Annotated in this window: 24 protein-coding genes and 1 tRNA gene; 6 read left to right on the top strand and 19 right to left on the bottom strand. The window is 73.2% G+C overall.

Annotation, left to right across the window (positions count from 1 at the left end; translation table 11 throughout):
* Nucleotides 1–73: 73 nt before the first annotated feature.
* The 10 genes from B4V04_RS14760 to B4V04_RS14715 form a co-directional block, all read right to left on the bottom strand.
* Nucleotides 74–988 (bottom strand): NAD-dependent epimerase/dehydratase family protein, encoded by a 915-nt coding sequence (locus B4V04_RS14760; protein WP_498232488.1) that lies wholly within the window; start codon nt 986–988, stop codon nt 74–76.
* Entirely contained in the window at nt 985–1,473 is a 489-nt protein-coding gene (locus B4V04_RS14755; RefSeq protein WP_498232487.1) for a DUF5791 family protein, read from the bottom strand. Before B4V04_RS14755 ends, B4V04_RS14760 begins: the two co-directional genes overlap by 4 nt.
* A 42-nt stretch (nt 1,474–1,515) precedes the next feature.
* Nucleotides 1,516–4,761 (bottom strand): DUF7286 family protein, encoded by a 3,246-nt coding sequence (locus B4V04_RS14750; RefSeq protein WP_498232486.1) that lies wholly within the window; start codon nt 4,759–4,761, stop codon nt 1,516–1,518.
* The gene (locus B4V04_RS14745) at nt 4,755–5,441 is read right to left on the bottom strand and encodes a DUF7284 family protein (protein WP_498232485.1); all 687 of its coding nucleotides are present in this window, start codon (nt 5,439–5,441) and stop codon (nt 4,755–4,757) included. The genes B4V04_RS14750 and B4V04_RS14745 overlap by 7 nt, the downstream gene beginning before the upstream one ends.
* Complete coding sequence (locus tag B4V04_RS14740; protein ID WP_498232484.1) at nt 5,438–5,878, bottom strand: DUF7285 family protein; 441 nt, start codon at nt 5,876–5,878, stop codon at nt 5,438–5,440. Before B4V04_RS14740 ends, B4V04_RS14745 begins: the two co-directional genes overlap by 4 nt.
* The gene (locus tag B4V04_RS14735) at nt 5,859–6,347 is read right to left on the bottom strand and encodes a DUF7283 family protein (RefSeq protein ID WP_498232483.1); all 489 of its coding nucleotides are present in this window, start codon (nt 6,345–6,347) and stop codon (nt 5,859–5,861) included. Before B4V04_RS14735 ends, B4V04_RS14740 begins: the two co-directional genes overlap by 20 nt.
* A gap of 62 nt (nt 6,348–6,409) precedes the next feature.
* A complete protein-coding gene (locus B4V04_RS14730) occupies nt 6,410–8,245 on the bottom strand; it encodes a type II secretion system protein (protein WP_498232482.1) in 1,836 nt (611 codons plus the stop codon).
* On the bottom strand, nt 8,242–10,167 hold the full coding sequence (locus B4V04_RS14725; protein ID WP_498232481.1) for an ATPase, T2SS/T4P/T4SS family: 1,926 nt from the start codon (nt 10,165–10,167) through the stop codon (nt 8,242–8,244). The genes B4V04_RS14730 and B4V04_RS14725 overlap by 4 nt, the downstream gene beginning before the upstream one ends.
* Nucleotides 10,168–10,200: 33 nt before the next feature.
* Nucleotides 10,201–10,698: a DUF7311 family protein gene (locus B4V04_RS14720; RefSeq protein WP_498232480.1), complete on the bottom strand. Its 498-nt coding sequence runs from the start codon at nt 10,696–10,698 to the stop codon at nt 10,201–10,203.
* A gap of 78 nt (nt 10,699–10,776) precedes the next feature.
* Nucleotides 10,777–11,349: a DUF7310 family coiled-coil domain-containing protein gene (locus tag B4V04_RS14715; RefSeq protein WP_498232479.1), complete on the bottom strand. Its 573-nt coding sequence runs from the start codon at nt 11,347–11,349 to the stop codon at nt 10,777–10,779.
* Between the two features lie 75 nt (nt 11,350–11,424).
* On the opposite strand from B4V04_RS14715, the gene B4V04_RS14710 reads away from it, so the two are divergent.
* The gene (locus tag B4V04_RS14710) at nt 11,425–12,504 is read left to right on the top strand and encodes a tubulin/FtsZ family protein (RefSeq protein ID WP_498232478.1); all 1,080 of its coding nucleotides are present in this window, start codon (nt 11,425–11,427) and stop codon (nt 12,502–12,504) included.
* 117 nt (nt 12,505–12,621) lie between these two features.
* Complete coding sequence (locus B4V04_RS14705; RefSeq protein ID WP_498232477.1) at nt 12,622–13,320, top strand: phosphoglycerol geranylgeranyltransferase; 699 nt, start codon at nt 12,622–12,624, stop codon at nt 13,318–13,320.
* 32 nt (nt 13,321–13,352) lie between these two features.
* Here B4V04_RS14705 and B4V04_RS14700 read toward each other — a convergent pair whose 3' ends face one another.
* Entirely contained in the window at nt 13,353–13,970 is a 618-nt protein-coding gene (locus B4V04_RS14700) for a riboflavin synthase (RefSeq protein ID WP_498232476.1), read from the bottom strand.
* A 124-nt stretch (nt 13,971–14,094) separates the two neighbouring features.
* On the opposite strand from B4V04_RS14700, the gene B4V04_RS14695 reads away from it, so the two are divergent.
* A complete protein-coding gene (locus tag B4V04_RS14695; protein ID WP_498232475.1) occupies nt 14,095–14,367 on the top strand; it encodes a DUF7533 family protein in 273 nt (90 codons plus the stop codon).
* A gap of 15 nt (nt 14,368–14,382) precedes the next feature.
* Here the strand turns inward: B4V04_RS14695 and B4V04_RS14690 are convergent, their stop codons facing one another.
* The 5 genes from B4V04_RS14690 to B4V04_RS14670 form a co-directional block, all read right to left on the bottom strand.
* On the bottom strand, nt 14,383–15,744 hold the full coding sequence (locus B4V04_RS14690; protein WP_498232474.1) for a M24 family metallopeptidase: 1,362 nt from the start codon (nt 15,742–15,744) through the stop codon (nt 14,383–14,385).
* A complete protein-coding gene (locus B4V04_RS14685; protein WP_498232473.1) occupies nt 15,741–17,585 on the bottom strand; it encodes a UvrD-helicase domain-containing protein in 1,845 nt (614 codons plus the stop codon). The genes B4V04_RS14690 and B4V04_RS14685 overlap by 4 nt, the downstream gene beginning before the upstream one ends.
* An 84-nt stretch (nt 17,586–17,669) precedes the next feature.
* A complete protein-coding gene (locus B4V04_RS14680) occupies nt 17,670–17,828 on the bottom strand; it encodes a DUF7563 family protein (RefSeq protein ID WP_008002314.1) in 159 nt (52 codons plus the stop codon).
* An 88-nt stretch (nt 17,829–17,916) separates the two neighbouring features.
* Nucleotides 17,917–18,099, bottom strand: a complete 183-nt coding sequence (locus B4V04_RS14675; protein WP_144799872.1) for an HVO_0416 family zinc finger protein — start codon at nt 18,097–18,099, stop codon at nt 17,917–17,919.
* Between the two features lie 257 nt (nt 18,100–18,356).
* Nucleotides 18,357–18,899 (bottom strand): CDP-2,3-bis-(O-geranylgeranyl)-sn-glycerol synthase, encoded by a 543-nt coding sequence (locus tag B4V04_RS14670; protein WP_498232472.1) that lies wholly within the window; start codon nt 18,897–18,899, stop codon nt 18,357–18,359.
* Between the two features lie 106 nt (nt 18,900–19,005).
* On the opposite strand from B4V04_RS14670, the gene B4V04_RS14665 reads away from it, so the two are divergent.
* Complete coding sequence (locus B4V04_RS14665) at nt 19,006–19,845, top strand: proline dehydrogenase family protein (protein WP_498232471.1); 840 nt, start codon at nt 19,006–19,008, stop codon at nt 19,843–19,845.
* Nucleotides 19,846–19,997: 152 nt separating this feature from the next.
* Nucleotides 19,998–20,702, top strand: coding sequence for a DUF502 domain-containing protein (locus tag B4V04_RS14660; RefSeq protein WP_498232470.1), 705 nt, complete (start codon nt 19,998–20,000; stop codon nt 20,700–20,702).
* A gap of 66 nt (nt 20,703–20,768) precedes the next feature.
* On the opposite strand, the gene B4V04_RS14655 is transcribed toward B4V04_RS14660, so the two are convergent.
* The 3 genes from B4V04_RS14655 to B4V04_RS14645 form a co-directional block, all read right to left on the bottom strand.
* The gene (locus tag B4V04_RS14655) at nt 20,769–21,698 is read right to left on the bottom strand and encodes a branched-chain amino acid transaminase (RefSeq protein WP_498232469.1); all 930 of its coding nucleotides are present in this window, start codon (nt 21,696–21,698) and stop codon (nt 20,769–20,771) included.
* 383 nt (nt 21,699–22,081) lie between these two features.
* The gene (ribB, locus tag B4V04_RS14650) at nt 22,082–22,834 is read right to left on the bottom strand and encodes a 3,4-dihydroxy-2-butanone-4-phosphate synthase (protein WP_498232468.1); all 753 of its coding nucleotides are present in this window, start codon (nt 22,832–22,834) and stop codon (nt 22,082–22,084) included.
* Nucleotides 22,834–23,607: a DUF120 domain-containing protein gene (locus tag B4V04_RS14645; protein ID WP_498232467.1), complete on the bottom strand. Its 774-nt coding sequence runs from the start codon at nt 23,605–23,607 to the stop codon at nt 22,834–22,836. Before B4V04_RS14645 ends, ribB begins: the two co-directional genes overlap by 1 nt.
* A 255-nt stretch (nt 23,608–23,862) precedes the next feature.
* Between B4V04_RS14645 and B4V04_RS14640 the strand changes: the two genes are divergently transcribed.
* Nucleotides 23,863–23,934: transfer RNA gene (locus B4V04_RS14640), tRNA-Ala, on the top strand.
* The last annotated feature ends 67 nt before the right edge of the window (nt 23,935–24,001 follow it).

Here is a 24,001-nt window from a genome sequence, read left to right as displayed (position 1 = left end):
CCGAGACTCCCTCCCCCCACATGAAGGTTCGTTACTGTTCCGACCGACCGACGACGTCGGGATCGGGGGTCGCTTACTCCTCGGTCGCGCGGAACGACCGAACCGCGTCGCGGTATCCCTCTCGGAACGTCGGGTAGGCGAACTCGTAGCCGAGCGCGCGCAGGCGGTCGTTCGAACAGCGCTTGCTCGTTCGGATCCGCCGTTCCGCGGCCGCGGAGAGGTCGCCGGCCGCGATCCGCTCGGCCTTCGACCGCTTCTCCGGCCGCGGCACGCCGCACTCGTCGGCGAGCCAGTCGGCGAACGCGTGTTTGTCGACCGGCTCGTCGTCGACGACGACGACGGCCTCGCCGCGCGCGCGGTCCGCCTCGAGGAGGTACCGTATCGCCCCCGCGGCGTCGTCGCGGTGAACCATGTTGAGGTACCCCGCGGTGACGGGCCCCTGGATGTACCGCTCCAGCCGATACCGGTCCGGTCCGTACAGCCCCGCGAACCGGGCGACGGTCCCGTCGATCCCGGCGTCGTCGCCCGCCTCGAGCGCGATCCGTTCCGCCTCGGCGAGGACTCGCGTCTTCTCCGTGGTCGGGTCGATCGGCGTCTCCTCGTCGACCCACGCGCCGTCGTGGTCGCCGTACACGCCAGTCGAGGAGGTGTAGACGAGCCTGTCCGGCGGCGACGGCCGCGCGGCGTACGCCTCGACCACGTTCCGGAGGCCGTCGACGTACACCTCGCGGGCCGCGTCGGCGCCGCGACCGCCCGAGCTGGCAGCGAAGACGACGGCGTCCGCGTCGGGCAGCGCGTCGAGCGACGCCGGGTCGGTCGCGTCCGCGCGGGCCGCGTCGACGGCGCCGTCGATCTGTTCTCCGATCTCCTCGATGGCGTCGATCCCGGCGTCCGACCGCCGCACGCCCGTCACCGCGTGTCCCCGCTCGGCGAGCTGCGCCGCCAATTGGAGGCCGACGTAGCCGCAGCCGACGACGACGACCCTCATCGCTTGCGCCGCTCGATGACCGCCATGACCTCCGCGAGCTGTGCCAGCGTCATTCCGGCGCGTCCCTCGAGAGCCTGTTGGACCTCCTGTCCGGTGAGGTCCGCGTCGATCGCCGCCGCGATGGTGTCGACGTCGAGCACGGCCGTCGCCATCCCCATCAGCAGGTGGTCGCGCAGCTCCGCGACGAGCGCGTCGGCGTCGCGGTCGGCGGTCACCGCGACGATCGCCGCCGCGTCGGTCACGCTGAGCCCCGCGGCGTCGCCCGCGGCGGCCGCCTCGACGGCCGGCTCGTCGACGCCGGTCTCGTCGACGACGCGCTCGCACCCGGCCTCGGTCACCGACTCGCGCACCATCGCCTCGAACGCCGCGAGCAACGCGGCCGGGGTCACCTCGTCCCCGTCCGCGTCGGTGCTCTCGCCGGCGTCGGGGGCCCTGCCCGCGTCGACGCCGGACGCCGTCCCGTCCTCGACGACCTCGTGAAACATGGTCGCCCTCGGTCGGCGCCTCTCAAAACGGCTGCGGTCGACTCACGGGGTCGCGCACGCTTTTTCCCCTCCGTCAGACGCTCCCGCCGCGCCCGGACAGGGCCACCCGGCCGAGCGCTCGTCACGGACTCCGTCGACGTCGCCGACTCCCGGCGGGCCGGCGGGCACCGCGACCGCGACGACGGTCCCCGTCTCGAATCGGACCGGCTCCGTCGCCCCGAGCCGAACGGTCTCCCCGTCGATCTCGATCGTCACGTCGCCCTCCTGTCGGACGTACTCGAACGGAGCGTCCGGCGTGCCGACGTCGGCGCGCAGCGCGAACCGCGGGTACTCCCCGCGGACCTGCACCCGCCAGGCGTTCACCGTCGTTATCCAGTAGCCGGGCACCGGCGCGACCGGGAGCCCCGCCCCGACGCTCCGGGCGGGCTTCAGCGACCACTCCTCGCCGAGCTCCTCGGCCGCTCTCTCGCTCAGCTCCTTCGTCGCGGCTCCGCCGGCGCGCGCGGCCTCCTTCTCTATCGCTTTCTCCATGCGATCCCTGAGCAGGACCCGCGCGCCCTTCGTCGGCGGTTCGACGACCCGCGTCGGAACCCGAACGTCGTCTCGACCCGCCGCGTTCCGCGTCGCGACGCGGAGGTGCGCGGCCAGCGACGCCTCCGCCGCGGCCGAGAGCGATCCGGCGACGGCGGCCTCGGCGGCGACCCGCTCGGCGTACTCGCCCTCGCCGACCGCGGCCGCCCTGTCGCCGGCCGAGCCGTAGGACGCGGCGGCCTCGTCGACCGCGTCGCGCCGTTCCTCCCGCGACAGCGAGGTCCGGTCCCGAAGTTCGTCCTCCAGCTCGCGGTCGACTTCGCGCAGCGAGCCGTCGATCCGCTCTGCGAGCGCGTCCCGGTCGTTGCGGAGCCCCGGGTCCTCGTTCGCGGCAAGCGCCTCGTCGGCGAGCAGGAGCGCCCGCCCGGCGGTGCCGATCCGGACGGTGTCGCCGGCGCGGAGGATCCGGTCCACGATCCCGCTCGACAGCTCGCCGTACGGAACGGTGGCGTAGTTCACGTTGCGGACGGCGAGCGGCCGCGTCGAGCCGTCCTCCCCGCCTTCCACCCGTTCGCCGTCGACCGTCGTCCGCGGCAGGTACCCCGGCGATCCCCGCGGCGAGAAGGTCACCGCTCCCCCGGGGCCGTCGTCGGCGACCGTGTACGTGCCCGGATCCTTCGCGGCCTCGCGAGCGGCGATCGCCTCGCCGACGGAGGGGCCGCCGAAGGCGTCGTTCACGCCGTCGAGCACGCTGTCAGTCGCGGTCTCGCGATCGGCCGCGGCCGCCTCCAGTTCTTCGATGACGGCGTCGACGTACGCCGCGCGGGCGGCGACCCGCGCCCGATCGGCCGCGCCGTCGTACGTCGCCGGCGCGTCGACGAGCGCCGCTCGCCGGTCGCGGACCGCGTCGGCGAGATCGGCGTACGGCTCCGCCTCGCCCATCGCCGCCGCCTCCATCGACGCGTCGGTCTCGAACTCCCGGACCTCGGCGGCGAGCGCGGCGACGTCCGCCGCCACGCGGTCTCGTCCGACGCCCGACGGCGACCCGTGGACGACCGTCGAGTCGTCGACGTCGCCGCTCCGGACGGCGTCGCGAGCGAGTCGGTCCACCCCGGTCGCCGTGTCGACGTCGAGCGCCGAGCGCGCGGCCGCCGGCGTCTCCCGCAGGTCCCGGGCACCGGTCGCGCTCGCCGCCCCGAACGTCGCAGTGGGCCGGTCCGGTGCGCCGCCTCTCGGCGCGTGCCGCCCCGTCACCGAGACGCGGACTCGGTAGCGGTCCGTCGCCTCGTCGCTCGTGGTCGTCCGATGAACGGTGCGGTCGACGACGCTCCCGTTCGGACCCCGCTCCACGACTTCCCGCTTCCACGTCGCCGTCGCGGCGCGTTCGACCGTCACCTCGCGGGTCGCGTCGCCGAACGAGACCGGCTCCCCGGGGTCGACGGTACCCGCGGGGATTCCCCGCGGCACGTCGCTTCCGGAGACGCCCTCCAGGCGCTCTGACCGCGACGCGTCGACGCGTTCCCACTCGCCGGCCGCCGCGCCGTCCGGAGAGGGTGGCGAGAGCCGCCCGCCGTCCGCGACCTGCGCCGTCGCGGTCTCCACGTCGGCCTCGACCCGGTACGCGCCCCCGATCACCTCGTCGAGGTCGTCGTGGACGCGGGTTGCACCGACGTCCGCCGCGTGTCCGATCGGAACCGGCGCCTCCTCGTCCGTCCGGTCCCGTTTCACCTCGAACGCGTCGTCCTCGCTCGTCTCTCCGTTCGAGTCCCCTCCGGGGCCCGCTCGCGCCGCGGCGGTACCGGTCGGCGTCGGTGCTCCGAGCACCGCGTCGGTCCACGAGGCCTCCTTGACCCCGGTGGGCGCGAGGAGGTCGCTCACCCCGGTTCGCGCCGTCGCCCGCGCGACCCCGCCGCGGGCGTCCGGATCGCTCGTCCCGAAGACGTCCCGCTGGGTCCTGACGAGTCCCGCGTTCGTCGACAGCTCCACGTGTCGGTTCGCGAGGACGTTTTCGACCGGCGCCCCGGCGTACTGGGCGTATCCCCTCGCCCACGTCATCGGATAGAGGCTCGCGGTGAGCTGTCGACCGAGGCCAGGGCCCTCGACCGGGCCCCTGTCCAGCCGCTCCTCGAACCGTTCCGTCCGCTCGTGGGCGGCGAGCGTCGGGACGGCCACCACGACGGTCCTGTCCGCGGTGCGGTTCACGACCGTCCGCCCGTCCCGTGTCGCGGTCGTCGCGACCCCCTCGAAGGTCACGCGGGTCGCGGTCCCGTTCGCCGCCGGCTCGACGCGGACGCGGTCGCGGGCCGCCGCGAGGTCCCCCCGGTCCCGGACCGCCGGCAGCGACGCCGTCGCCGTCACCGACCCGATCTCGGCGTCGACCGCGGAGAGCGCGTCCGCGCCGGCGACCGCGAGCCGGATCCGAAACGCGTCCGCGAAGGCCGACCCCTCGCGCACCGTCCCGGCAGCGGCGCCTCTCTCCGGCGCCCGCGTCACCGGCTCCCGGGCCGCGTCGTGCGCCGCCTCGCGCGCCGCGGCCCGCAGCGCGGCGGTGGCGTCGGCGTCGACGCGCTCGACGGCCCGCTCGACGCTCCGGTCCTCGCCGACGAGTCCCTGGTCCGCGACCCCCGCGGCGTACGCCGTGCTCGTCACGAGCAGCAGCACGCCGATCAGCGCGAACGGGACGCGCGCCCGCTCGTCGACCGTGAACCGCCGTCCGTCGCGAGCGGGCACTCCGTCGCGTCCCGCCACGCTCACCACCTCCTCACGACGATTCGGACGGAGCCGTCCCCCTCGACCGCGTCCGGCGCCGGGTGCGTGACGACCGCCGTCGCCACGTCGGCGTTTCGCGGCGGCTCGGGGCCGACGGAGACCGTGTTCATCCGGTCTGTCGGTCGATCCGTTTCGGTCCACGCCCCGGCGCTCCCGGTGCGCACGGTATCCAGACGGAGCGGTCTCGGCGCGTTTGGCCCGCCCGACACGGCCACCGCGCCGGCCCCTCGCCGCGTCGGTCGGCGACTCGGAGCGCGTCGGTCGGACGTCGACCTCGACGGCCCGCGCTCCCGGTTCGCGGCCGCCGGAACCGTCGCATCGATCCGCGTCCGACCGTCGAGCCCCCCGGCGACCGCCGTCGTCGATCGGGACTCGAACGCGTCCCGGACCGTGTCCTCGCCGCCTCGCGAGGCGCGGTCGCCGTCGCCTCCGCGCCCTGCGACGAGCAGCGCGAGCAGTTCGGCGCGCGTCGCGTGTACCGTCCGGGTGTCGTTCGCCGCCTCGGGCGTCCGGTACTCCACGGTCACCGTCTCGGTCACCAGCCGATCGGCCGTCTCGTCGACGGTCGGCCCGTTCGTCCCCGCGTCCCCGCCGACGCCACCGAGCGCGACGACGCTCGTCGAAACGCAGAGGAGCATGACCGTCACGTCGAGCACGGTGCTCGTCACCGGCGGACCACCACGCGAAGGGTCCCGCGGACGTTCCGCCCCGGACCGACTCGCACGGTCACCGGTCGCTCGGCGACCGCGGTCGCGCCGTCGCCCTCGACCGCCGCACGTTCCGGTGCGTTCGGGCCCGACTCGATCCGCCACGTCCTCCCTTCGGCGCTCACCGTCACCGTCGTCGGATACCGGAACGCGTCGGCGTCGCGGAGCCGGTCCGGCTCGACGACGCCGCCGACGGTCGCCGCCCGCTCGGCCCGGTCGAGGGACGGCTCGGCGCCCGGCCGCTCCCGATCGACCGTCGCGTCGTCGAGCGCGACGGCGTACAGTCCCAGCGCCGCCCCGACGGCCAGCACCGCGACGAGCGCGGCGAGCGGCTCGACCGCGGCGCGGTCCGCTGTCCCGCTCCGGGCGTCGGACGGCTCACCCGACGAGCGTGACATGTACCCCTCCGTAATGCACTCGCCGCACGGTGAGCCGCTCCGGCGCCGGTCGCCACTCGCGGTCGGCGTTGCGCGCGCGCTCCGCCGCCGCGGCCAGCGCGTCGGGGTCGTCGAACGCGGCGTCCGGCGGAACGCCGTCGAGCACCCGCCGGAGCCGGTCGTCGCCGCCCCCGTCCCGTTCGCCGGACGGGACCGGCGTTATCGGCGGGCCGCGGAGCGGCGTCCGGGCGCTTCCGCCGTCTCCGCCGAGAGAGACTGACCGGGGCGTGAGGCGGATACGGTCCGCCGCGATCCCGTGTTCCGCCGTCGCGGGATACTCCCCGTCGGCGACCGTCTCGATCGTGTGCGCGACGCCGGCAGCGTCCGGCGGCGGCGACGCCGGAAGCGTCGCGGCGACGCCGGCCGTCGCGACGCTCACCACGGCGAGGCCGAGCCACGCGTACGTCGCGTCGAGGTGAGTCTCGAACACGGGACGGCTGGCCGCGGCTTGGTATTTAAATGGTCGTCCGGAGCGTGCGGACGCGCTCCGGCCTACAGCAGCGCACCCGCACCGACGAACGCGACGAGGTACGTCACGGTCGCGGTCGGCAGCGCGATCCCCACGCGGTAGGCCACCAGGGTCCGGTCGAAGCCGCGCTCCAGCCCGGTCGCCAACGCGGTGAGCAGCGCCGCGAGGATCAGGACGTAGGCGCCGACGATCCGACCGAGCACCGGGACGGAGAGCGTTCCGGTGCCGGGGCCGGCGGCGGAGCCCGCGGTCGGCTCGGTCACACCTCCGCCTCCGGCGCCGGCGGTACCCCCGCCCCCAACCCCGACCCCGAGCGCGTCCGCGCCGGCGGTCGCTCCGGCGCCCAGCCCGCCGGCGTCGACGGTGTCGATCCCCGTCGCGAGCGCGACCGTCGCCCCGCCGACGAGCGGCGCGAACACCGCGGCGGTGTTCGTCAGCGTCCCGGTCACCGTCGCGAGCTGTCGCCGAGCGTCCGTTTCGAGCGCGCGGAGCTCCTCCAGCTGGTCGGCGAGTTCGAGGAGCACGTCGCCCGCCGGGCTCCCCTCCCGGGCGGCGACGGCGAGCAGGGCGACCGCGCCGCGGACCCGCGGCGACGGGACCGGAACGGCGGGGCCGCCCCGGCCGAGGAACGCTTCCCGGACGCCGACTCGGAGGGTCTCGCTCCGGCGCCCCGCGCGCTCGAACAGCTCGCCGGTCGCGCCGTCGAGCCGCTCGCCGGCGTTCGCGATCGCCGTCTCGACGGCGACGCCCTCGGCCACGTCGCCGCCGATGACCGTCATCGCGTCCGGGAGCCTCCGTTCGACGGCGCGGACCTCGGAGAGCGCCGCCCGCCGGCGTCGTACCCCGACGAGGAGCGCCGCCCCCGCTCCGGTGCCGACGCCGGCCACCGGCGCGGTCCACCCGGCGACCAGTCGTGCGGCGATCGCGGCCGCGGCGACTCCCGAGAGCGTCCCGACCGCCGCGGCGTGTCGCCCCCGCTCCGGCACGTCCGGGTGATCGCCGTCGATCGACGGCGGCGCGAACGCGACCGGTCTCCGCGAGAGCAGCCACGCCGACGCGGCCAGCAGCCCGGCTGGAAGCACGCAGAGGTACAGCCCGGCGACGACGCCGGATCCGACCGGAACGCCGGACGCGGCCGCCGCGGGCAGCAGCGCGATCAGGGCCAACGGGAGGAGCACGCCGAAGGCGTACAGCGCCGAGACGGGGCCGCGAACCTCGCCGACGAACGCCGCGAGCCGGTCGGTCGTCCCGGAGATCGTCGCGTCCAGCGCGCGGTCCAGACAGCGCCCCCGCCGCTCCGCCGGCGCCGACGCGGCCGTCCGGACCAGCGCGGCGGCGCGGTCGATCGCGGGGAACCACGGTCGCCACTCGCGGGCGAACGCCCGGAGCCCGCTCGTCGGCCCGTCCGCGCTCCCGCGCTCGTGGCGCGCCAGTCCGTCGGCGAGCGGTCCGTCTCCGGTGCGGGCGGCGAACCGGACCGCACGTTCCGCCGAGGGGTCCAGCCGCATCCGCAACACGAGCCGGCCGACGAGACCGGGGGCCGCGCCGAGCGCTCGGGTCCGACGAAGCGCGGCGAGCCACACCGGTGCTCGATGGACCGCGTGGGTCGCCGCCAACCCCCCGGCGAGCCCGGCGAGAGCCCCAGGGATCGGCCCGACGAAAGCCGAGAGCGCGACGACGCAGAGGAGACCGACGCCGATCCCGACCCGATACCCGAGCTCGACGACCCGTTCGGCCGAGGCCTCCCAGCCGAGGAACGCGACCGCGCGTCGGAGCTCGGCCGACTCGTCCGCGTCGCCGTCCTCGCTCGGGGGCGCCGTCGGCGAGCCGCCGGTCGGACCGTCGACCGCTCCCGTCATTCGCTCTCACCGCTCGCGGCGACGAACTCGACGTACCGCTCCGGCTCCGTCCGACCGGTGGCGACCGCCTCGCGGATCCGCTCGCCGCGTTCCTCGACGGCCGCCTTGGCCTCAGCGTACGACTCCTCGGTCCCCGCGAGCCGCTCGACGAGCCGGCTCTCGCCGCGGTCTATCCGCCCGGTCGGGGTCAGCCCTCCGGCCGTGCGCTCGAACAGCGGGTCGAACGCGGCGCCGTCTCCGTGACCGACCACCTCGGCGATCGCGTCGACGCGGTGATCGTCGAGGAGGACGATCAGGTCGGTCGCGGCGAACGACGAGGGCGACACGCCGAGATCGGAGACCACCCGCTCCCGGACGGCGGCCGGATCCTCCCCGTGGATCGTTCCGAGCACCGTCTCACCGGCCGCGCCGACGCGCATCGCCTCGTAGAGGGCCTGCGCCTCTTCGCCGCGGACCTCGCCGACGACGATCGCGCCGCCGCCGAGCCGGAGCGCGGTCCGGACGGCGTCGCTCGGCGACGGCTCCGCCCCGTCGCCGACGCGGAGCCGCTGCGCGTCTCGTCCGGCGGTAGTCAGGGCGCCCGCCGGGAGCTCGGGCGTGTCCTCTATCAGGATCGACCGCGTCTCCGCGGGGAGCTCCCACAGGAGCGCGCCGAGCGCGGTCGTCTTCCCGGCGCCGCGCCCGCCGGCCACGAGCCCCGTCACGCCGCGCTCGACGGCGACGGAGAGGAGCCCCGCGGCGGCCGGGGTGACCGTCCCGACGTCCGCGAGCCGCGCGAGGGTCCACGCCTCGGCGTCGCCGCGGCGGAACGCGAACGAGAGCCCGTCGCTGGCGGGGTCGGTCGTCGCGGCCACTCGGACGCGGCCCGCGTCCGTCTCCAGCGTCGCGTCGAGCGTGGGGCTCGCCCGGGAGAATCCCCGCCCGCTGGTCCGCCGGAGCCGGGAGGCCAGCGTGGCGGCCCCCTCGGGCGGGAGCCGCACGTTCGTCCGGCAGCGCTCGCCGTCGACGACGACCCGGAGCGGATTCTCGGTCACCGGCGCCGACAGGGTCGCGTCGCTGACCCGGTCGTCCGCGAACACGTGTTCGAACGCGCCGTAGCCGCGCGTGTGTCGCCGGAGCACCTCGGACAGCGTCGAGACGGGGTCGCCGTCCTCGGCGGCCGCTCGCGCCGCGCGGCCGGGCGCCCGCTCTCCTCCGGTCGGCTCGTCGAGCAACCGACGCTTGGCGTCGTCGAGCCGCTCGACCGCTCCGTCGTCGAGCTCCCGGACCGGCGGCGTGAGGTGGTACGTCCGGAGCGGTCCCGACCCCTCGTACAGCCGGACGGTCGCGCCGGTGTCGAGCTCCCAGCGGTCGGCGAGCGCGGCCCCGGGCGGCGGCGCGGTCGCGACCCGTGCGGCCGCGATACGGGGTCCGACGTGTGGTCGCAACGCGTCTCCGACCCCCCCGGCGCCCTCGACGACCGCCGACAGGCCCGTCTCCGCGGCGATCCGGGCCGGTGGCCCCTCCCGTCCGGCGGCCTCCCGAGCGGCGCCGACCGGATCGCGCGCCACGCGGTCGGCGAGCCGGGTCTCGTGGAACCCGACCCGCTCGCGGAACCGTCCCGCCGCGACGAGACACGCGGCGGCCCGCCCGGCGTACGCCCGTTCGCGTCCCCGGTGTCTGGTCCTGATCACGTCGGCGTCGCGCTCGGCGAGCGCCTCGACGACGGTCGCGAGGCAGTCCGGGCTCTCGGCGAGGTCGCCGCGGCCGGGACACTCCCCGGCGTCGACCGCGAGCACGACCCGGTCGCCGACGCCCGTGCCGACCGGCTCTCGGAACGACGGCTCGCACCGACAGTCGCGCTCGTCGTCGGTCCACGGTAGCGATCGCAGCGACGGCTCGCCGTCGCCGCTCCGCGACAGCGAGGGGAGATCGAGGTTCACGGCGGGCGTGCTCCCGGCATCGTATATAAACGCTCACCCGACCCTGGCGATCCGGACGGTCGGCCCGGCGTCGTCGACGAGGCGGAGCACCAGCCGGCTCTCGCCGCCCGGCCGGAGCGCGATCGCACCGCCGTCGACCGCGACCGCCGCATCGACGCCTCCGGGCGCGATCGGCACGGTCCGCTCGGGTCCGCCGTCGATCCGATAGCGGAGCGCGACGTCCGCCTCCGTGACGCCCGACTCTACGGTCGCCGCCCCGCCGCCACCTCCGGTCTCCACGAGCGCGACGCGGTCGATCGGCGCCGCCCCGAACCCGCTCGGCGCGCGAACGATCACCGTCGTCCGCGCGGCGAGCGACGGGTTCGCGACGCTCACGGAGCCCGCGACGAGGCCGCCGACGGCCCGCTCGATGCGGTCCGTCTCGGCCTCGAGCCGCTCGGCGGCCGTGGTCGTCCGGGCGTCCTCCAGCGCCGGCGTCGCTGCCGCGAGGAGGGCGACGGCGACGAGGACGGTGAGGACGACGCGGATCACGGTTCGCTCTCCGCACTCGCGGTCAGCGCCGCACCCGCGGTCCGCGCCGTATCCCCCGAACCCGTCCCGCGGTCCGCCCTACAGGGACTCACGGAGGCGGTCCAAGGGGCCGTCTCGCCGCGACTCGTTCCCGCCGTCTCCCCCATCGACGTCGTCCCGATCCGCCGGTTCCGGCGCGCGGGGCTCGTCCTCCGGCACGGCGGCGTCGAGGGCGTCCTCGCTCGGCACCGCGTCGGCGGGGAGCCCGTCGCTCGGGCGTTCGGCGGCTCGGTCGGCGTCCTCGCCTCGGCTCGCCCTCGCTAACGCGAGGTCGGCTCGCCGTTCGACTTCGCGGTTGACGGCCCGAACCGATCCCACGTATCCCCGGATCGCCTGCGTGGCGGCCTCCAGCTCCTCGACGCGAGACTCGAGCTCTTCCACGCGCGACTCCAGCGCCTCGCGTTCCGCGGCCGCGGCGGCGCCGTCACCGAGGTCGGCGACCGTCGCGTCGGACGCGGTCAGGGCCCGCTCGACGGCGCCGAGACGTTCGTCGAGCCGGTCTCCGTTGCTCACGTCGCTCGGTCCGCGGGCGACCGCCGTCTCGTCGGCCTCGGCGGTCGTCTCCTCTCTGCGGCCCGACGGCCGGCTTCTCTCGTCGGTGGCGTTCGACATGCTCCCGGTTGGCCTCGATTTCGCACTTAAATCTCGGGGGAAAGCGTAATACGCCGGATTGGTAACCTTCGGATCATGAAGACAGTCCTCCTCGGCGTCGGACAGGCGGGCGGGAAGCTCGCGACCGCTCTCGCGCAGTTCGACGCCGACGCCGGCTACGGCGCGGTGCTGGACGCGCTCGCGGTCAACACGGCCGCGGCGGACCTCGATCCGCTCCCGCTCGACACGGTCCTCGTCGGGCAGTCCAGGGTGAACGGACACGGCGTCGGCGGCGACAACGAGCTGGGCGCCGAGGTGATGGACGAAGACGCCGTCGAGGTGCTGGACGCGCTCGCGCCGAAGGTGACGGCCGAGGCCGAGGCGCTGTTCGTGGTCGCCGGGCTCGGCGGCGGCACCGGCTCGGGCGGCGCGCCCGTCCTCGTCCGCGAGCTGAGCCGCGTGTACGACGTCCCGGTGTACGCGATCGGAATCCTCCCCGGCCGCGACGAGGGGGCGATGTACCAGGTGAACGCGGGGCGGTCGCTGAAGACGCTGGTGCGGGAGGCGGACGCGACGGTCCTGCTCGACAACGACGCGTGGCGCTCCTCGGGGGAGTCGGTGGAGGGAGGTTTCGCCGCGATCAACGAGTCGATGGCGCGGCGCGTCGGCCTCCTCCTGGCCGCCGGCGAGTCGGTCGAGGGCGTCGCCGAGTCGGTCGTCGACACGAGCGAGGTGATCAACACGCTGCGGGCCGGCGGGATGGCGGCCGTCGGGTTCGCTTCGGCCCCGGCCGCCGAGGACGCCGAGGAGAACGTCACGACCGTGATGAGTACGGTCCGAAGCGCGGTGATGACCGGGATGTCGCTCCCGAGCGCGACCGAGGCCGACGCCGCCCTCGTCGCCGTCGCCGGCGACCCGGACCGCATCTCCCGGAAGGGCGCGGAGAAGGCGCGCAAGTGGCTCCAGGAGGAGACGGGGTCGATGCAGGTGCGCGGCGGCGACTTCCCGCTCGACTCCGACCGGATCGCGGCGCTCGTGCTGCTCGCCGGCGTCGAGCGCTCCCGTCGAGTCGAGGCGTTCCTCGAGCGCGCCCGGCAGGCGGTCCGCGACGAGCCGGAAGAGCGGGTCGACCCCGCGTCCGCGTTCGACAACGCCGAGCTCGACGACCTGCTCTGACCGGGGTCGTTCGGCCGCCTTCCGCGTCGTCCGGTGTCGGGGGAAGAGCGTCGCCCGCCAGGGGCCGACGAGGCAGGTTCCGCACCTTTTTGGTGCCGCCCGGTGGAGTCGTTCCCGATGAGCAACCCGTGGGACGACTGGGACCACGTGCTGAAGGTCGATCCCGACAAGGAGCTGCGGGACGGCGAGACCTTCGAGGACGTCTGCCGCACCGGCACCGACGCGATCGAGATCGGCGGGACCCTCGACATCACCGCGGAGAAGATGACGCGCGTCGTCGACGCCGCGGCCGAGTACGACGTCCCGCTGTACCAGGAGCCTTCGAACCCGGGCGTCGTCATCGACTCGCCGGCGCTCGACGGCTACCTGATCCCGACGGTGTTCAACGCCGGCGGCCCCTTCTGGATCACGGGCGCCCACAAGGAGTGGGTCCGCATCGACGACCTCGACTGGGAACGGACGCACACCGAGGCGTACATCGTGCTGAACCCCGAGGCGTCGGTCGCCCAGCTGACCGAGGCCGACTGCGACCTCAGCGCCGACGACGTGTGGGCGTACGCGAAGGTCGCCGAACGGATGTTCGGCCAGGAGATCGTCTACGTCGAGTACTCGGGCACCTTCGGCGACACGGAGAAGGTCGCGGCCGCCCACGACGCGCTCGACGACGCCACCCTCTTCTACGGCGGCGGGATCGGCGACTACGAGTCGGCCAACGAGATGGCCGCCCACAGCGACGTGATCGTCGTCGGCGACCTGCTCCACGACGAGGGCGTCGACGCCGTCCGCGAGACGGTGAAGGGCGCGAAGGACGCCTGAAGCGACCGGTATCGTCCCGTCCCGGAGGCCGGCTACCCCGCGTACCCGTCGACCATGTTCTCGACGTACTTCGCGATCACGTCGACCTCCAGGTGAACCGGGTCGCCGACCGACTTCTCCGAGAGCGTCGTGAGCTCGTAGGTCGTCGGGATGATCGCGACGTCGAACTCGTCGTCGCGCTTCTCGGCGACCGTCAGCGAGATACCGTCGAGCGTCACCGACCCCTTGTCGACGAGGTAGTCGGCGTGGCCCTCGGGGATCGCGAACGCGAACCGCCAGTCCTCGCCGACGCGCTCGATCCCCGTCACCTCGGCGACGGTGTCGACGTGGCCCTGCACGACGTGGCCGTCGAACCGGCCGTCGGCCGGCATCGCGCGCTCGACGTTGACCGCGTCACCCTCGCGGAGCTCCCCGAGGTACGTCTTCGCGACCGTCTCGCTCGCGAGGAACACCTCGAACCAGCCGTCGTCGTCGGTCTCCTCGTCGCCGACCGCGTACTCCTCGACGGTCAGGCAGACGCCGCTGACGCTTATCGACTGGCCGTGGTGGAGGTCGTCGAACCCGTCGACGCCGATCCGAAGTCGGAGCCCGTCGGCGGTCTCGGTCCGGTCGCGGACCGTGCCGGTGCCCTCGACGATGCCGGTGAACATACCGGAACTGGGCGCGCGCGACACATATCGGTTCGGTGTTCGGGCGGCGTTTCGATCGCCTCCCGGCGTCGCCGTCGCGTCGCCGCCGCGTCCCTTTTGAACGCCGGGCGCCAACCCGCTCTCAATGAACCTCGGGCTGATGGACATGATCGGGCTCGCGGCCTCGCTCGTGTTCGCGCTGCCGCTCGCGAACTACGCCGTCGTCCGGCTGTTCGCCGGCGAGGTCGCGCTCGGCGCCGGGCTGCTCGTCGTCGCCGTCGCGATGGTCGTCCTCCCGCAGTACTTCCTCGACCCGGGCCGGATCCTCCGCGGGCTGGTCTCGGGGCTGCTCCCCCGGCAGCTCCGGGGCGAGGACGCCGCCGAGGCGGAAGCGACCGACTCGGCGTCGGAGAAGTGAGCCGCGCCGCGTTCCCTACCGCTCCCGCGGAACGATCCCGAACGGGTACTCCGCGAGGATCTCGTACCCGTCCTCGGTGACGACGACGAGGTCCTCCAGCCGGACGCCCCCCACGTCGGGATCGTAGACGCCGGGCTCTATCGTCACGACGTGACCCGGCCGCAGCTCGCCCGCGCCCGTCAGCGACGGCGACTCGTGGAGGCTCATCCCCACGCCGTGGCCGGTGCCGTGGGTGAACCCGGTCTCTCCCTTGCCGGCGTTCGGGTCGAACCCGTACGCGGCCAGCTCGGCGGCCGCCTCGCCGTGGACGGTCTTGGCCGGGACGCCCGGCTCGACCTCCGCGAGCGCGGCCTCCCGGGCGGCCTCGACCGCGACGTAGGCGCGGCGCTCCCAGCCGCCGTCGCCGTCGACGACGAACGTCCGGGTCATGTCGCCGTAGTAGCCGTCGGGGCCGCGCGGCGAGACGTCGAGCAGCACCGTCTCGCCCGGTCGGATCGTCTCGTCGCCGACGTAGTGGAGGTCCGCCGCCGACGGCCCGGCGCCGATCACGGTGTTGCCGGCGTCGCGGACGCCGCGGGCGGCGAGGACCGCGTTCACCTCGCGGCGGAGCCGCTCGGTCGTCAGCGGGGCGCCCTCCCAGCGAAGGACCGGTCTCCCCGCCTCGGGCTCGTCGGCCTCGCCGTCCGCCGGAACGGTCTCCGGGCCCGCCAGCACGGTCTCGGCGCGAGCCATCCCCGCGGCCGTCGCGCGCTGGACGCGGCGGAGGCGGTCGAGTTCGGCGTCGGTCTTCCGGGCCCGCGCCGCCGTCACCGCGTCGGTCGACGCGAGTTCGTTGCCGGCGCGTTCGAGGTAGACGGCGGCGTCGTGGGGGATCGACGGCGGGACGAGGAGGGAGGGGTCGCCGTCGGATTCGGCGACCATCTCGGCGACCGCCGCGGCCGCGCGCTCCCCGGCGTGGTCGCCGACGCTCTCGGTCCGGACCTCGCGGACGACGCCGTCGTGGAACTCGGCGGCGCCGCTTCCGCCGCTATCGCCGTTTCGAGCCCTCGCGCCGGCGACGAACTCCCGCTCGGCCTGCTCGGCGAACAGGGCGGGGGCACAGCAGACGGCGCGGCCGGCGTCGGGTTCGTCCTCGCCGCCGCTCCCGCCGTCTCCGTCCGGAACCACCACCAGCGCATACGCGCGGTCCGGTCCGGAGAAGCGGGTGAGGTACCGCAGGTCGTCGTCGAAGCGGTCGCCGACGGCGACGAACGCGTCGGCGTCGGCGGCCTCGACCGCCTCGGCGATCGGGGTGAGATCGGTCCGGAGGGGGCGAAGTCGGGCGCCGCCTCCGGCGGGGGCGCCGTCGCCACCGCCCCCCTCGCCCCCGTCGCTCACGGCTCTGGTTCGGGGACCGCCAGCTCGGCCTGAACCTCCTCGACGAGCTCCTCGGGTGTCTCGTCGCGGAGCTCGTTGAACAGCAGGACGCTGATCGGGAGCGTCGGCGCCCCGCCGATGAGGCTCTCCATGATCACGAGTCGCTCGCGGGCGCGGGACATCCCGACGTAGAACACCCGGCGCTCGTTGTCGGTGAGGACGGGGACGGGGCTCGTCGCCTTCGTGAACTCCTCGACGCCGTCGACGTCGGTCGGGTCGTCGATGGAGGCCGCCATCTGCTCGACCACCTTCTCCGTGAGGTCGGTCGCGACGAACACGTGGTCGGCCTCGCGGCCCTTCGCGGAGTGGATCGTGCCGACGCGGACGCGGGTCGGGTCCATCCCCTCGTAGTCGCCGCCGAAGTACGCGCCCATCGACTTCCGCTGGAAGCTCGTCACCTTCCGGACCATGTCGTCGGCGCTCGCGGTGTCCGGCATGAACGGGATGTGGTCGTCGAGCTCGTCCGCCGTCACCTCGATCAGGGAGACGTCGTCGGCGTCGGCCGCCTCCTCGCGGTCGTCGAGGAAGTCGTAGAACTCGTCGCGGTCGTGGGTCCCGAACGCGGAGTCCTGGAGCATGTCGGCGAGCCGGCGGGCCTCCAAGCCGTTCACGGGGTCGCCCGCCTCGGCCTTCTCGATGGCGCTGACGTAGTCCTGCACGCGGTCGGTCCACATCCGACCGTCCGTGAGCATCGTGAACGGGATCCCGTGGTCGATGAACTCGTCGATGAAGTCGAACATCTGGTACCGCGCGCGGAACAGACACATGATGTCGCCCTCGTCGTCCTCGACCGTGTACCGGACGTTCCGGACGAGCTCGATCATCGACGGCGACTGGATCGCCTCGACGGTGCCGCCCTCCTTGCGCGGGTGGAGGTCCTTCTCCTGGCGCTTGTCGATGTGGCGGATCTCCGCGTTGACGACGTTGAGGATCTCCGAGGGGAGCCGGTAGGAGTTCGGGAGGACGACGTCCTCGTCGACGTCGGTGTCGAGGAGGAGATCGGGGTCGGCGCCCTGCCACGCGTAGACGACCTGGTCGTCGTCGCCGGCGATGAGCACCTTCTCCATGTGCGGGCGCCACTCCTGGAAGACGTTGTACTGCAGCGTCGTGATGTCCTGGAACTCGTCGATGATCAGGTAGTCGACGCTGGGGACGAGCGAGCGCTGCGCGACCCGTTCGAGCATGTCGGCGAAGCCGACGAGGTCGTTGTCGCCCTTGTACGCCCGCCACGCGCGGATCGTCTCGGGGATGTCGATCCGGTCGTCGTCGGAGGGCCACGTCGGCGTGTACTTGTTCCCCTTCTGGGCGTTGGGGTCCTCCTCGGGCGGCAGCCGGACCTCCTCGACGTTCCACTGGAAGGGGACGTCGTACCAGTCGGCGACGTCGCGCTCGGTGCGCTGGAGCCACTGGGAGGTGGCGATGATCTTGTTCCCGATCGTCGTCGATCGGGCGGTCCGGCGGCCGGCGCCGCCGTGCTGGTCCTCGAACTCGATGCCGTACTCCTCGCAGAACGCCTCCTTGTCGTCCTCGCCCACGACGTCGCCCCGGGAGAGGTCCAACAGCTCGTACGCCTTCGCGTGCATGGTGCTGACGTTCCCCTGGAGGCTGCGCGGGGAGACGTCGAGCCGCTCCGCGAGGCGCTCGCGGATCTCGGCGGCGGCCGCGCGCGTGTACGAGACGACGAGCACGTCGCGGACGTCGGCGTCGTCGTCTTCGAGGATCCCCTCGACGCGGTCGAGCAGCGCCGTGGTCTTCCCGCTGCCCGGACCGCCGAACAGTCGCGTCACCGTGGGCTCGGTCATTGTGTATCCCTGATCCCGGTTCTCCTTAAACGCCGTGGCTCGGGGTCGTTCCGGTCGAAACGCTACGATCCGTCGCCTGACAGGTCAGTTGCTCCGCGTCGCGCGCGCCTCCCGAACGTCGGCGCCGTCGCGGACGAGGTCCTCGCAGGCGGGGCAGACGCGGGGGCGATCGACCTCGTTCGGGGTGAACACCCGAACGTAATCGGTCGTGACGAACGAACCGCAGTTCTGGCAGGTCGGCATGGTCGTCACTATCGATTGATACTACATAATACTGCCGCCGAGTGTAACCGAAAGAAAACCGCTAACCGCCCGTGCGCCGGCGTCAGCGTCAGGTCGGGCGCCAGTCGCAGACCTCACACCGCGCCGTTCCCTCGGGGTGGAGTGCACCGCACTCCGGACACTGGAGTTTGTTATAGGACCGCTCCCAGCGTACGATCTCGGTCTCGTGGCCGCGATCGGACAGGAACTCGTCGAGCACGTCGTCGTCCGAACTGGGTGCACTACTAGACATGCGTGCTAATGAATGGCACGCGAGTATATATATCTTCCCGTGGTTCTCACTGAACCGTCACATCGACCACGAACGATCGGTTATCCCGTCAGATCGTGTGCACGTCTCTACGTCGGCGTGCTGTGTCGTGTTTATTGTGAACTATTCACGCAGTAAGGCCGCGAGCGGAGCGCGCCGGTGGCGACTGGCGGCGAGTTCGACGGTCGCGGTCGGGCCGGACGCGCGCCCCTCCGCAAGCGACGGACCGACCGCCCCGCCTACCAGGGCTCGTTCTTCAGCCCGAGGAGGTAGGCGCCGACGTTCGTGACCACGTGGAGGACGGGGGTCATGGCGAGGACGACGACGAGGACGGACGGCGTGAACGTCGCCAGCGCCCAGTCGGTGTCGACGACGAAGACAGCCAGCAGCGCCCCGGCGACGAAGTCGAGCTGGTCGAGTCCGGGGAACGCGGCGCCGCGCTCGCGGCCGGAGCGGCGCTTGAGGAAGGAGGCGCCGATGTCGCCGCACATCGCGCCGAACGCGAGCGCGACCGCCGCGGGGAGCGCGAACGTCGGGAGGTCGACGCCGAGGGCGGCGCTCGCGGGGCCGTTGACCGTGTTGAGCGCGAGCGCGAGGACGACGCCGACGAGGGTGCCGACAGCCGTGCCGCGCCACGTCTTCCCGTCGCCGAGCAGGCGCGCCCCACGCCACTCGCGGCCGCCGTCGATGGGGCGGCCGCCGCCGGCGAGCACCGCGGCGTTGTTGGGCACGTACGCGGGCACCATCGCCCAGAACGCCGTCGCCACGAGCGAACCGATCATACGCGGTCCACTCCCGTCGGGAGTATATAAACCACGGATCCGTCTCGCCGACCCACGAGACCCGCGCTTCGACAACAGTGAAGTCGTCGCCGCCCTCAGATCCGGTATGATCCCTCCGATCGCGCGGCGGTTCGTCGCCGGCGAGAGCGTCCCGGAAGCCCTCGACCACGTCCGGGCCTGCAACGAGGACGGTATCGCCGTCGTCGTCAACCTGCTCGGCGAGCACTACGACAGTCCCGCCGACGCGCGCGCCGACGTCGACGCCTACCTCGGGCTGATCGACGACATCGCCGACAGCGGCCTCGACGCCTGCGTCTCGGTGAAGCCCTCCCAGATCGGGCTCGACGTCTCGAGCGACCTGTTCGAGGAGCACTACCGCGAGATCGTCGCTCACGGCCGCGAGCGCGACGTCTTCGTCTGGTGTGACATGGAGGGCGCCGACACCACGGACGCCACGCTCGACGCCTTCGAGTCGATCGCCGCCGACTACCCGTGGAGCGTCGGGCAGTGCGTCCAGTCGAACCTCAAGCGCACCCGCGAGGACCTCGACCGCCTCGTCGACGTACCGGGGAAGATCCGGCTCGTGAAGGGGGCGTACGACGAGCCGGCGTCGATCGCGTACAGAGAGCAGTCGCGCGTCGACGAGGCGTACCGCGAGGACCTCCGGCTCCTCTTCGAGCGCCGGGACCGCGGGGTCGCCGTCGGCAGCCACGACCCCGCGATGATATCGCTGGCCGACCGGCTCTCGCGCGAGCACGGCACCGGCTACGAGGTCCAGATGCTGATGGGCGTCCGCGAGGACGCCCAGCGCGACCTCGCCGCGCAGGGCGTCGACGCGGTCCAGTACGCGCCGTACGGCGACAGGTGGCTCTCCTACTTCTACCGTCGCGTCCGCGAGCGCAGAGAGAACCTGTCGTTCGCCCTGCGGGCGGTCGCGGGTCGGTGAGCCCGCGGCCGGTGTGCTCGTCGCCCGCCTCTCCCCGCCCGCCTCGCCCGGCCCGTCGCCTCGCCTCGCCCGTCTCCCCGCCCGTCGCCTCGCCCGCCGGCCGCTCCGGTAGAAGCCCTCTTAAGGGTCGCCGCCGCATACCCACCCGATAGATGTCCACGTGGAAACGCGACTTCGCCAGCGGGCTCATCGTGTTGGCGCCCCTCCTAGTCCTCCTCCTCGTCATCCAGTGGATCTACCGCTACATCGCCTCGATCCCCCTCATCGAGGGGCTGCAGCCGGCGATCATCCCCGGTCCGCTGGAGCCGATTTCCCGCGTGATCATCGCGCTCGCGGTGTTCGCGACCGTCGTCCTCGCGGTCGGCTACCTCATGCGGACGACGTTCGGACGGATCGCGGAATCCGCCGTCGACGGCGCGATAAACCGGATCCCGGCGCTGCGCGTGGTGTACAACGCCTCCAAGCTCGCGATCGAGACGGCGGTCTCCGGGACGGACGAGCTCCAGAGCCCGGTGTACATCGAGACGTGGCCGGGGATCCGGATGACGGCGTTCCGGACCGGGAAGAAGACCCGCGACGGGAAGATCGTCTTGTTCATGCCGACGGCGCCGAACATCACCACCGGCTTCGTCATCGAGGTCGAGCCGGAGCGCATCGAGGAGACCGGCGAGACCGTCGAGGAGGGGATGACCCGCGTCCTCTCGGCCGGCTTCGCCGAGTCCGCCCACCAGGTCCCCGTTCAGGAGGAGGCCGCTCCCGACGACCGCACCCGGCGGCCGGGCGGCGTCGGCGGCGTCCGCACCGACGGCACCCCCGGAGAGACGGAGCGCCCGTCGACGGACGGCGGGAACGACTGACCGCGGCGCGGCGGCGATTACTTCCGAAGGCGACGAAGCGACGCCGACCGAGAGCGTACCGCCCGCCTACAGGTACGTGAACCAGTCGTCGTGGTCGTCCGTCCGCCGCTCGACGAGGTCGAAGAAGGCGCCCTGGAGCTCCTCGGTCACCGGCCCGCGGGTGCCCGCGCCGATCTCGGTGTCGTCGACGGAGCGGATCGGGGTGACCTCGGCCGCGGAGCCGGTGAAGAACAGCTCGTCGGCGGTGTACAGCTGGCCGCGGGAGATGACGGCCTCGTCGTGGACCTCGTAGCCGCGCTCCTCGGCGAGCGCGATGACGGTGTCGCGGGTGATCCCCTCCAGGATGGACTGGGCCGGCCCGGTGGTGTAGATCTCGCCGTCGTTCACCATAAAGACGTTCTCGCCCGGCCCCTCGGCGACGTTCCCCTCCTTGTTTAAGACGATCGCCTCGACGTAGCCGTTCCGCCGGGCCTCCTCGCCCGCGAGCATGGAGTTGACGTAGAGGCCGGTGGTCTTCACGTTCGTCGGCACCTGCGAGGAGGCGTGTTTCCGCCACGAGGAGACCATCACGTCGACGCCCTCTTCGAGTGCCTCCTCGCCGAGGTACGCGCCCCACGGCCACGCCGCGAGCACGAGGTCGGTCGGGCAGTCCCTCGGCGAGACGCCGAGCGAGTCGTACCCGTAGTAGGCGATCGGGCGGATGTACGCGGAGTCGAGGTCCTGCCGGTCGAGGAGCTCGAGGGTCGCGTCGGTGATCTCCTCGCGGGAGTGCTCGATCTCCATGTCGTACATCTTCGCGGAGTCGAACAGTCGGTCGAGGTGTTCCTCCCACCGGAACACCGCCGGCCCCTGCTCGGTGTCGTAACAGCGGACGCCCTCGAACACGCCGCTCCCGTAGTGGAGCGCGTGGGTCAGAACGTGGGTCGTCGCGTCCTCCCAGTCGAGGAACTCCCCGTTCTTCCAGATCGTGTCGACGTCCATCTCGTCGAATCCCATGGTCGGAGGTTGCGGCCGTCGGTCTTAAATCTGCGACATGCGGAGAACGCGGTCGATTACGAGTCGAATGCTGCCGGAGTCCTCGCTGTTCACTTATATATCGTGGATACTGGGGCGACGGAGAACACCACCAAAGCCCCAGCCGCGAGAGGCACGGACGCTCGCTGCGCTTCTCAGTCAGTCGCTACGCTCCTTCCTTGCGGTGCTTGCGTCGCCTCCGTGCCTCTCGCGGCTGCCCCTTTGAGTCCCACCCCGACCGCAACCGCACCTCACGCCTCCCCAGCCTCGTCGCTGGCGCCCTCGGCGCCAGCGACTCCCTCGCACGCGCACCTCGCGGCCGCCGAGGGCGGCCGCTCGGAGGCGCGCGCCACCGCATCGTTCGCTTATTTAAGCGCCTCGACGAGCGCGGCGCCCTCGACGTAGGGAATCTGTCGCCGGCGGGCGTACGCCTCGGCGTCCGCGGGCGCCAGCGCGGCGCCCGTCTCGTCGTCGAGCATCTCGCAGACCACGGCGGCGGGGGCGGTGCCGACGGCCTCGGCCATCGCGAGTCCGAGCTCCGTGTGGCCGGTCCGGCCGCCGAGCCCGTCGCGGTCGCCCCGGAGCACGTGGACGTGGCCGGGCGCGCGGAACTCCGCCGCGAAGTCCTCGGGGCCGTACCCCGCGGGGTCGGCGTCGACGGCGGCGGCCGCGCCCGCGAGCTCGACGATGGTCCGCGCGCGGTCCTCGTCCGTGATCCCGGTGAACGTCTCGCGGTGGTTCACGGGGAGGGAGAACGAGGAGCGGTCGTCGTAGTCCGGGTCGTCGTCGACCGCGGGGTGGTCGAGCGCGTCGGCGAGGAACGGGAGCCCGAACGCGTCCGCGACGGGGTCCGCGACCGCGACGCAGATCAGCCCGCCGGCGTCGTTGCGCATGTGCGCGACCGCGGCCTCGTCGACGGCGCCGGCCGGGTAGACGATGTCCGTCTCGCCCTCGCGGTCGGCGAAGTCGTGGACGCAGACCGGGTCGCCGGCGCGGAAGGCCGCGAGCGCGCGCTCGACAGACTCGGCCGCGTCGGCGGCCTCCCCGTCGGCGGTCGTTCCGGCCTCGGCCTCGGGGGCGACCTCCGCGTCGCCGTCGGCGTCGACGTCGGCGCGCATCAGGCCGCCTCCGTCCCGGGGGCGTCGGGGTCGGCGGCGTCGTCCGCGCCCTCCGCGGGCTCGTCCGCCCGGCTCGTCGCCGCCACCCGGACTTCGACCTCGTCGCCGTCGTCGAGCGCGAGCGCGTCGCGGAGCCGCTCGGGCGCGATCAGCTCCAGCTGGTCGTCGTCGTGGTGGGTCCGGTCGGGGACGATCGCGTGGACCTCCTCGTAGCGCTCGTCGCCGGCGACGAGGGTGACGCCGTAACACGAGGCCGCGCCGTAGGTGCGGTCCTCGTCCTCCCACGCGTCGATGGGGACCGCGTCGATGCCGGCCATCTCGCCGCGGCGGCGAACGCTCTCCTCGGTCAGGTCGACGTTGAGCGTGCCCGGGAACGGCTCGTAGCCGAGGCGCTCGCGGAACTGCTCGGCGTAGCCGGAGAGGGTGATGTAGTGGCGTCCCTCGCCCATCCCGCCGGTGACGGCGCCGCGGAGGACGAGCTCGACCTCGCTCTCGAACAGCCGGCGGTAGTCGGCGTACTCCGCGCGCAGGGCCGCCTCGCCCGCGTCGGTGACGCGCACCCACTGGCCGTCGCCGACAACGTCGCGCTCGATGTACCCCGCGGATTCGAGGGTCTGCAACCGCCGGGAGGCGGTCTGCGTCGAGGCGTCGAGGCGGTCGCCCAGCGCCGCGCACGACACCTTCGTCTCGGTCAGGCCGCCGACGAGCCCGACGTGTTTCAGGGCCGCGATCGCGGCCGGGTCGGGGTCCGTCGTCGCCGTCGCTTCTGCCATGCTCGGATCTGGGTCGCCCGCACGCAAAAGAGTAACGAATGTGGGATGCGTCTCAAAAACGTTAAACAGGTTAAGAAGTGGAGGTGGGGCGCAAGGGGATCGTTTCGACTGCACGTCGGGCGGGCGGCTATCTAATTCCGTCGGTATCGGCGGTGCTCGTCGCGAGCTGTGACGGGCGTCGTCGCCTGCGAACCACCCGCGTGCGGGTCGTCGAAAGGTAAGGTACAAATACGAACGGCGATTGGTTCCGGGTGCGGGCTCGTAGATCAGCGGCAGATCGCTTCCTTCGCAAGGAAGAGGCCCGGGGTTCAAATCCCCGCGAGTCCATCTGAATTTTACTCGACTCCTCAGGACCGAGGAGCCGGGTCTCAGCCGCTCTCCTCCCGAATCCGTG

The sequence above is a fragment of the Halorubrum sp. B52 genome (assembly GCF_059752555.1).
The sequence above is the reverse complement of the archived record's forward strand: the minus strand, read 5'-3'. Positions and strand labels throughout refer to the sequence as shown.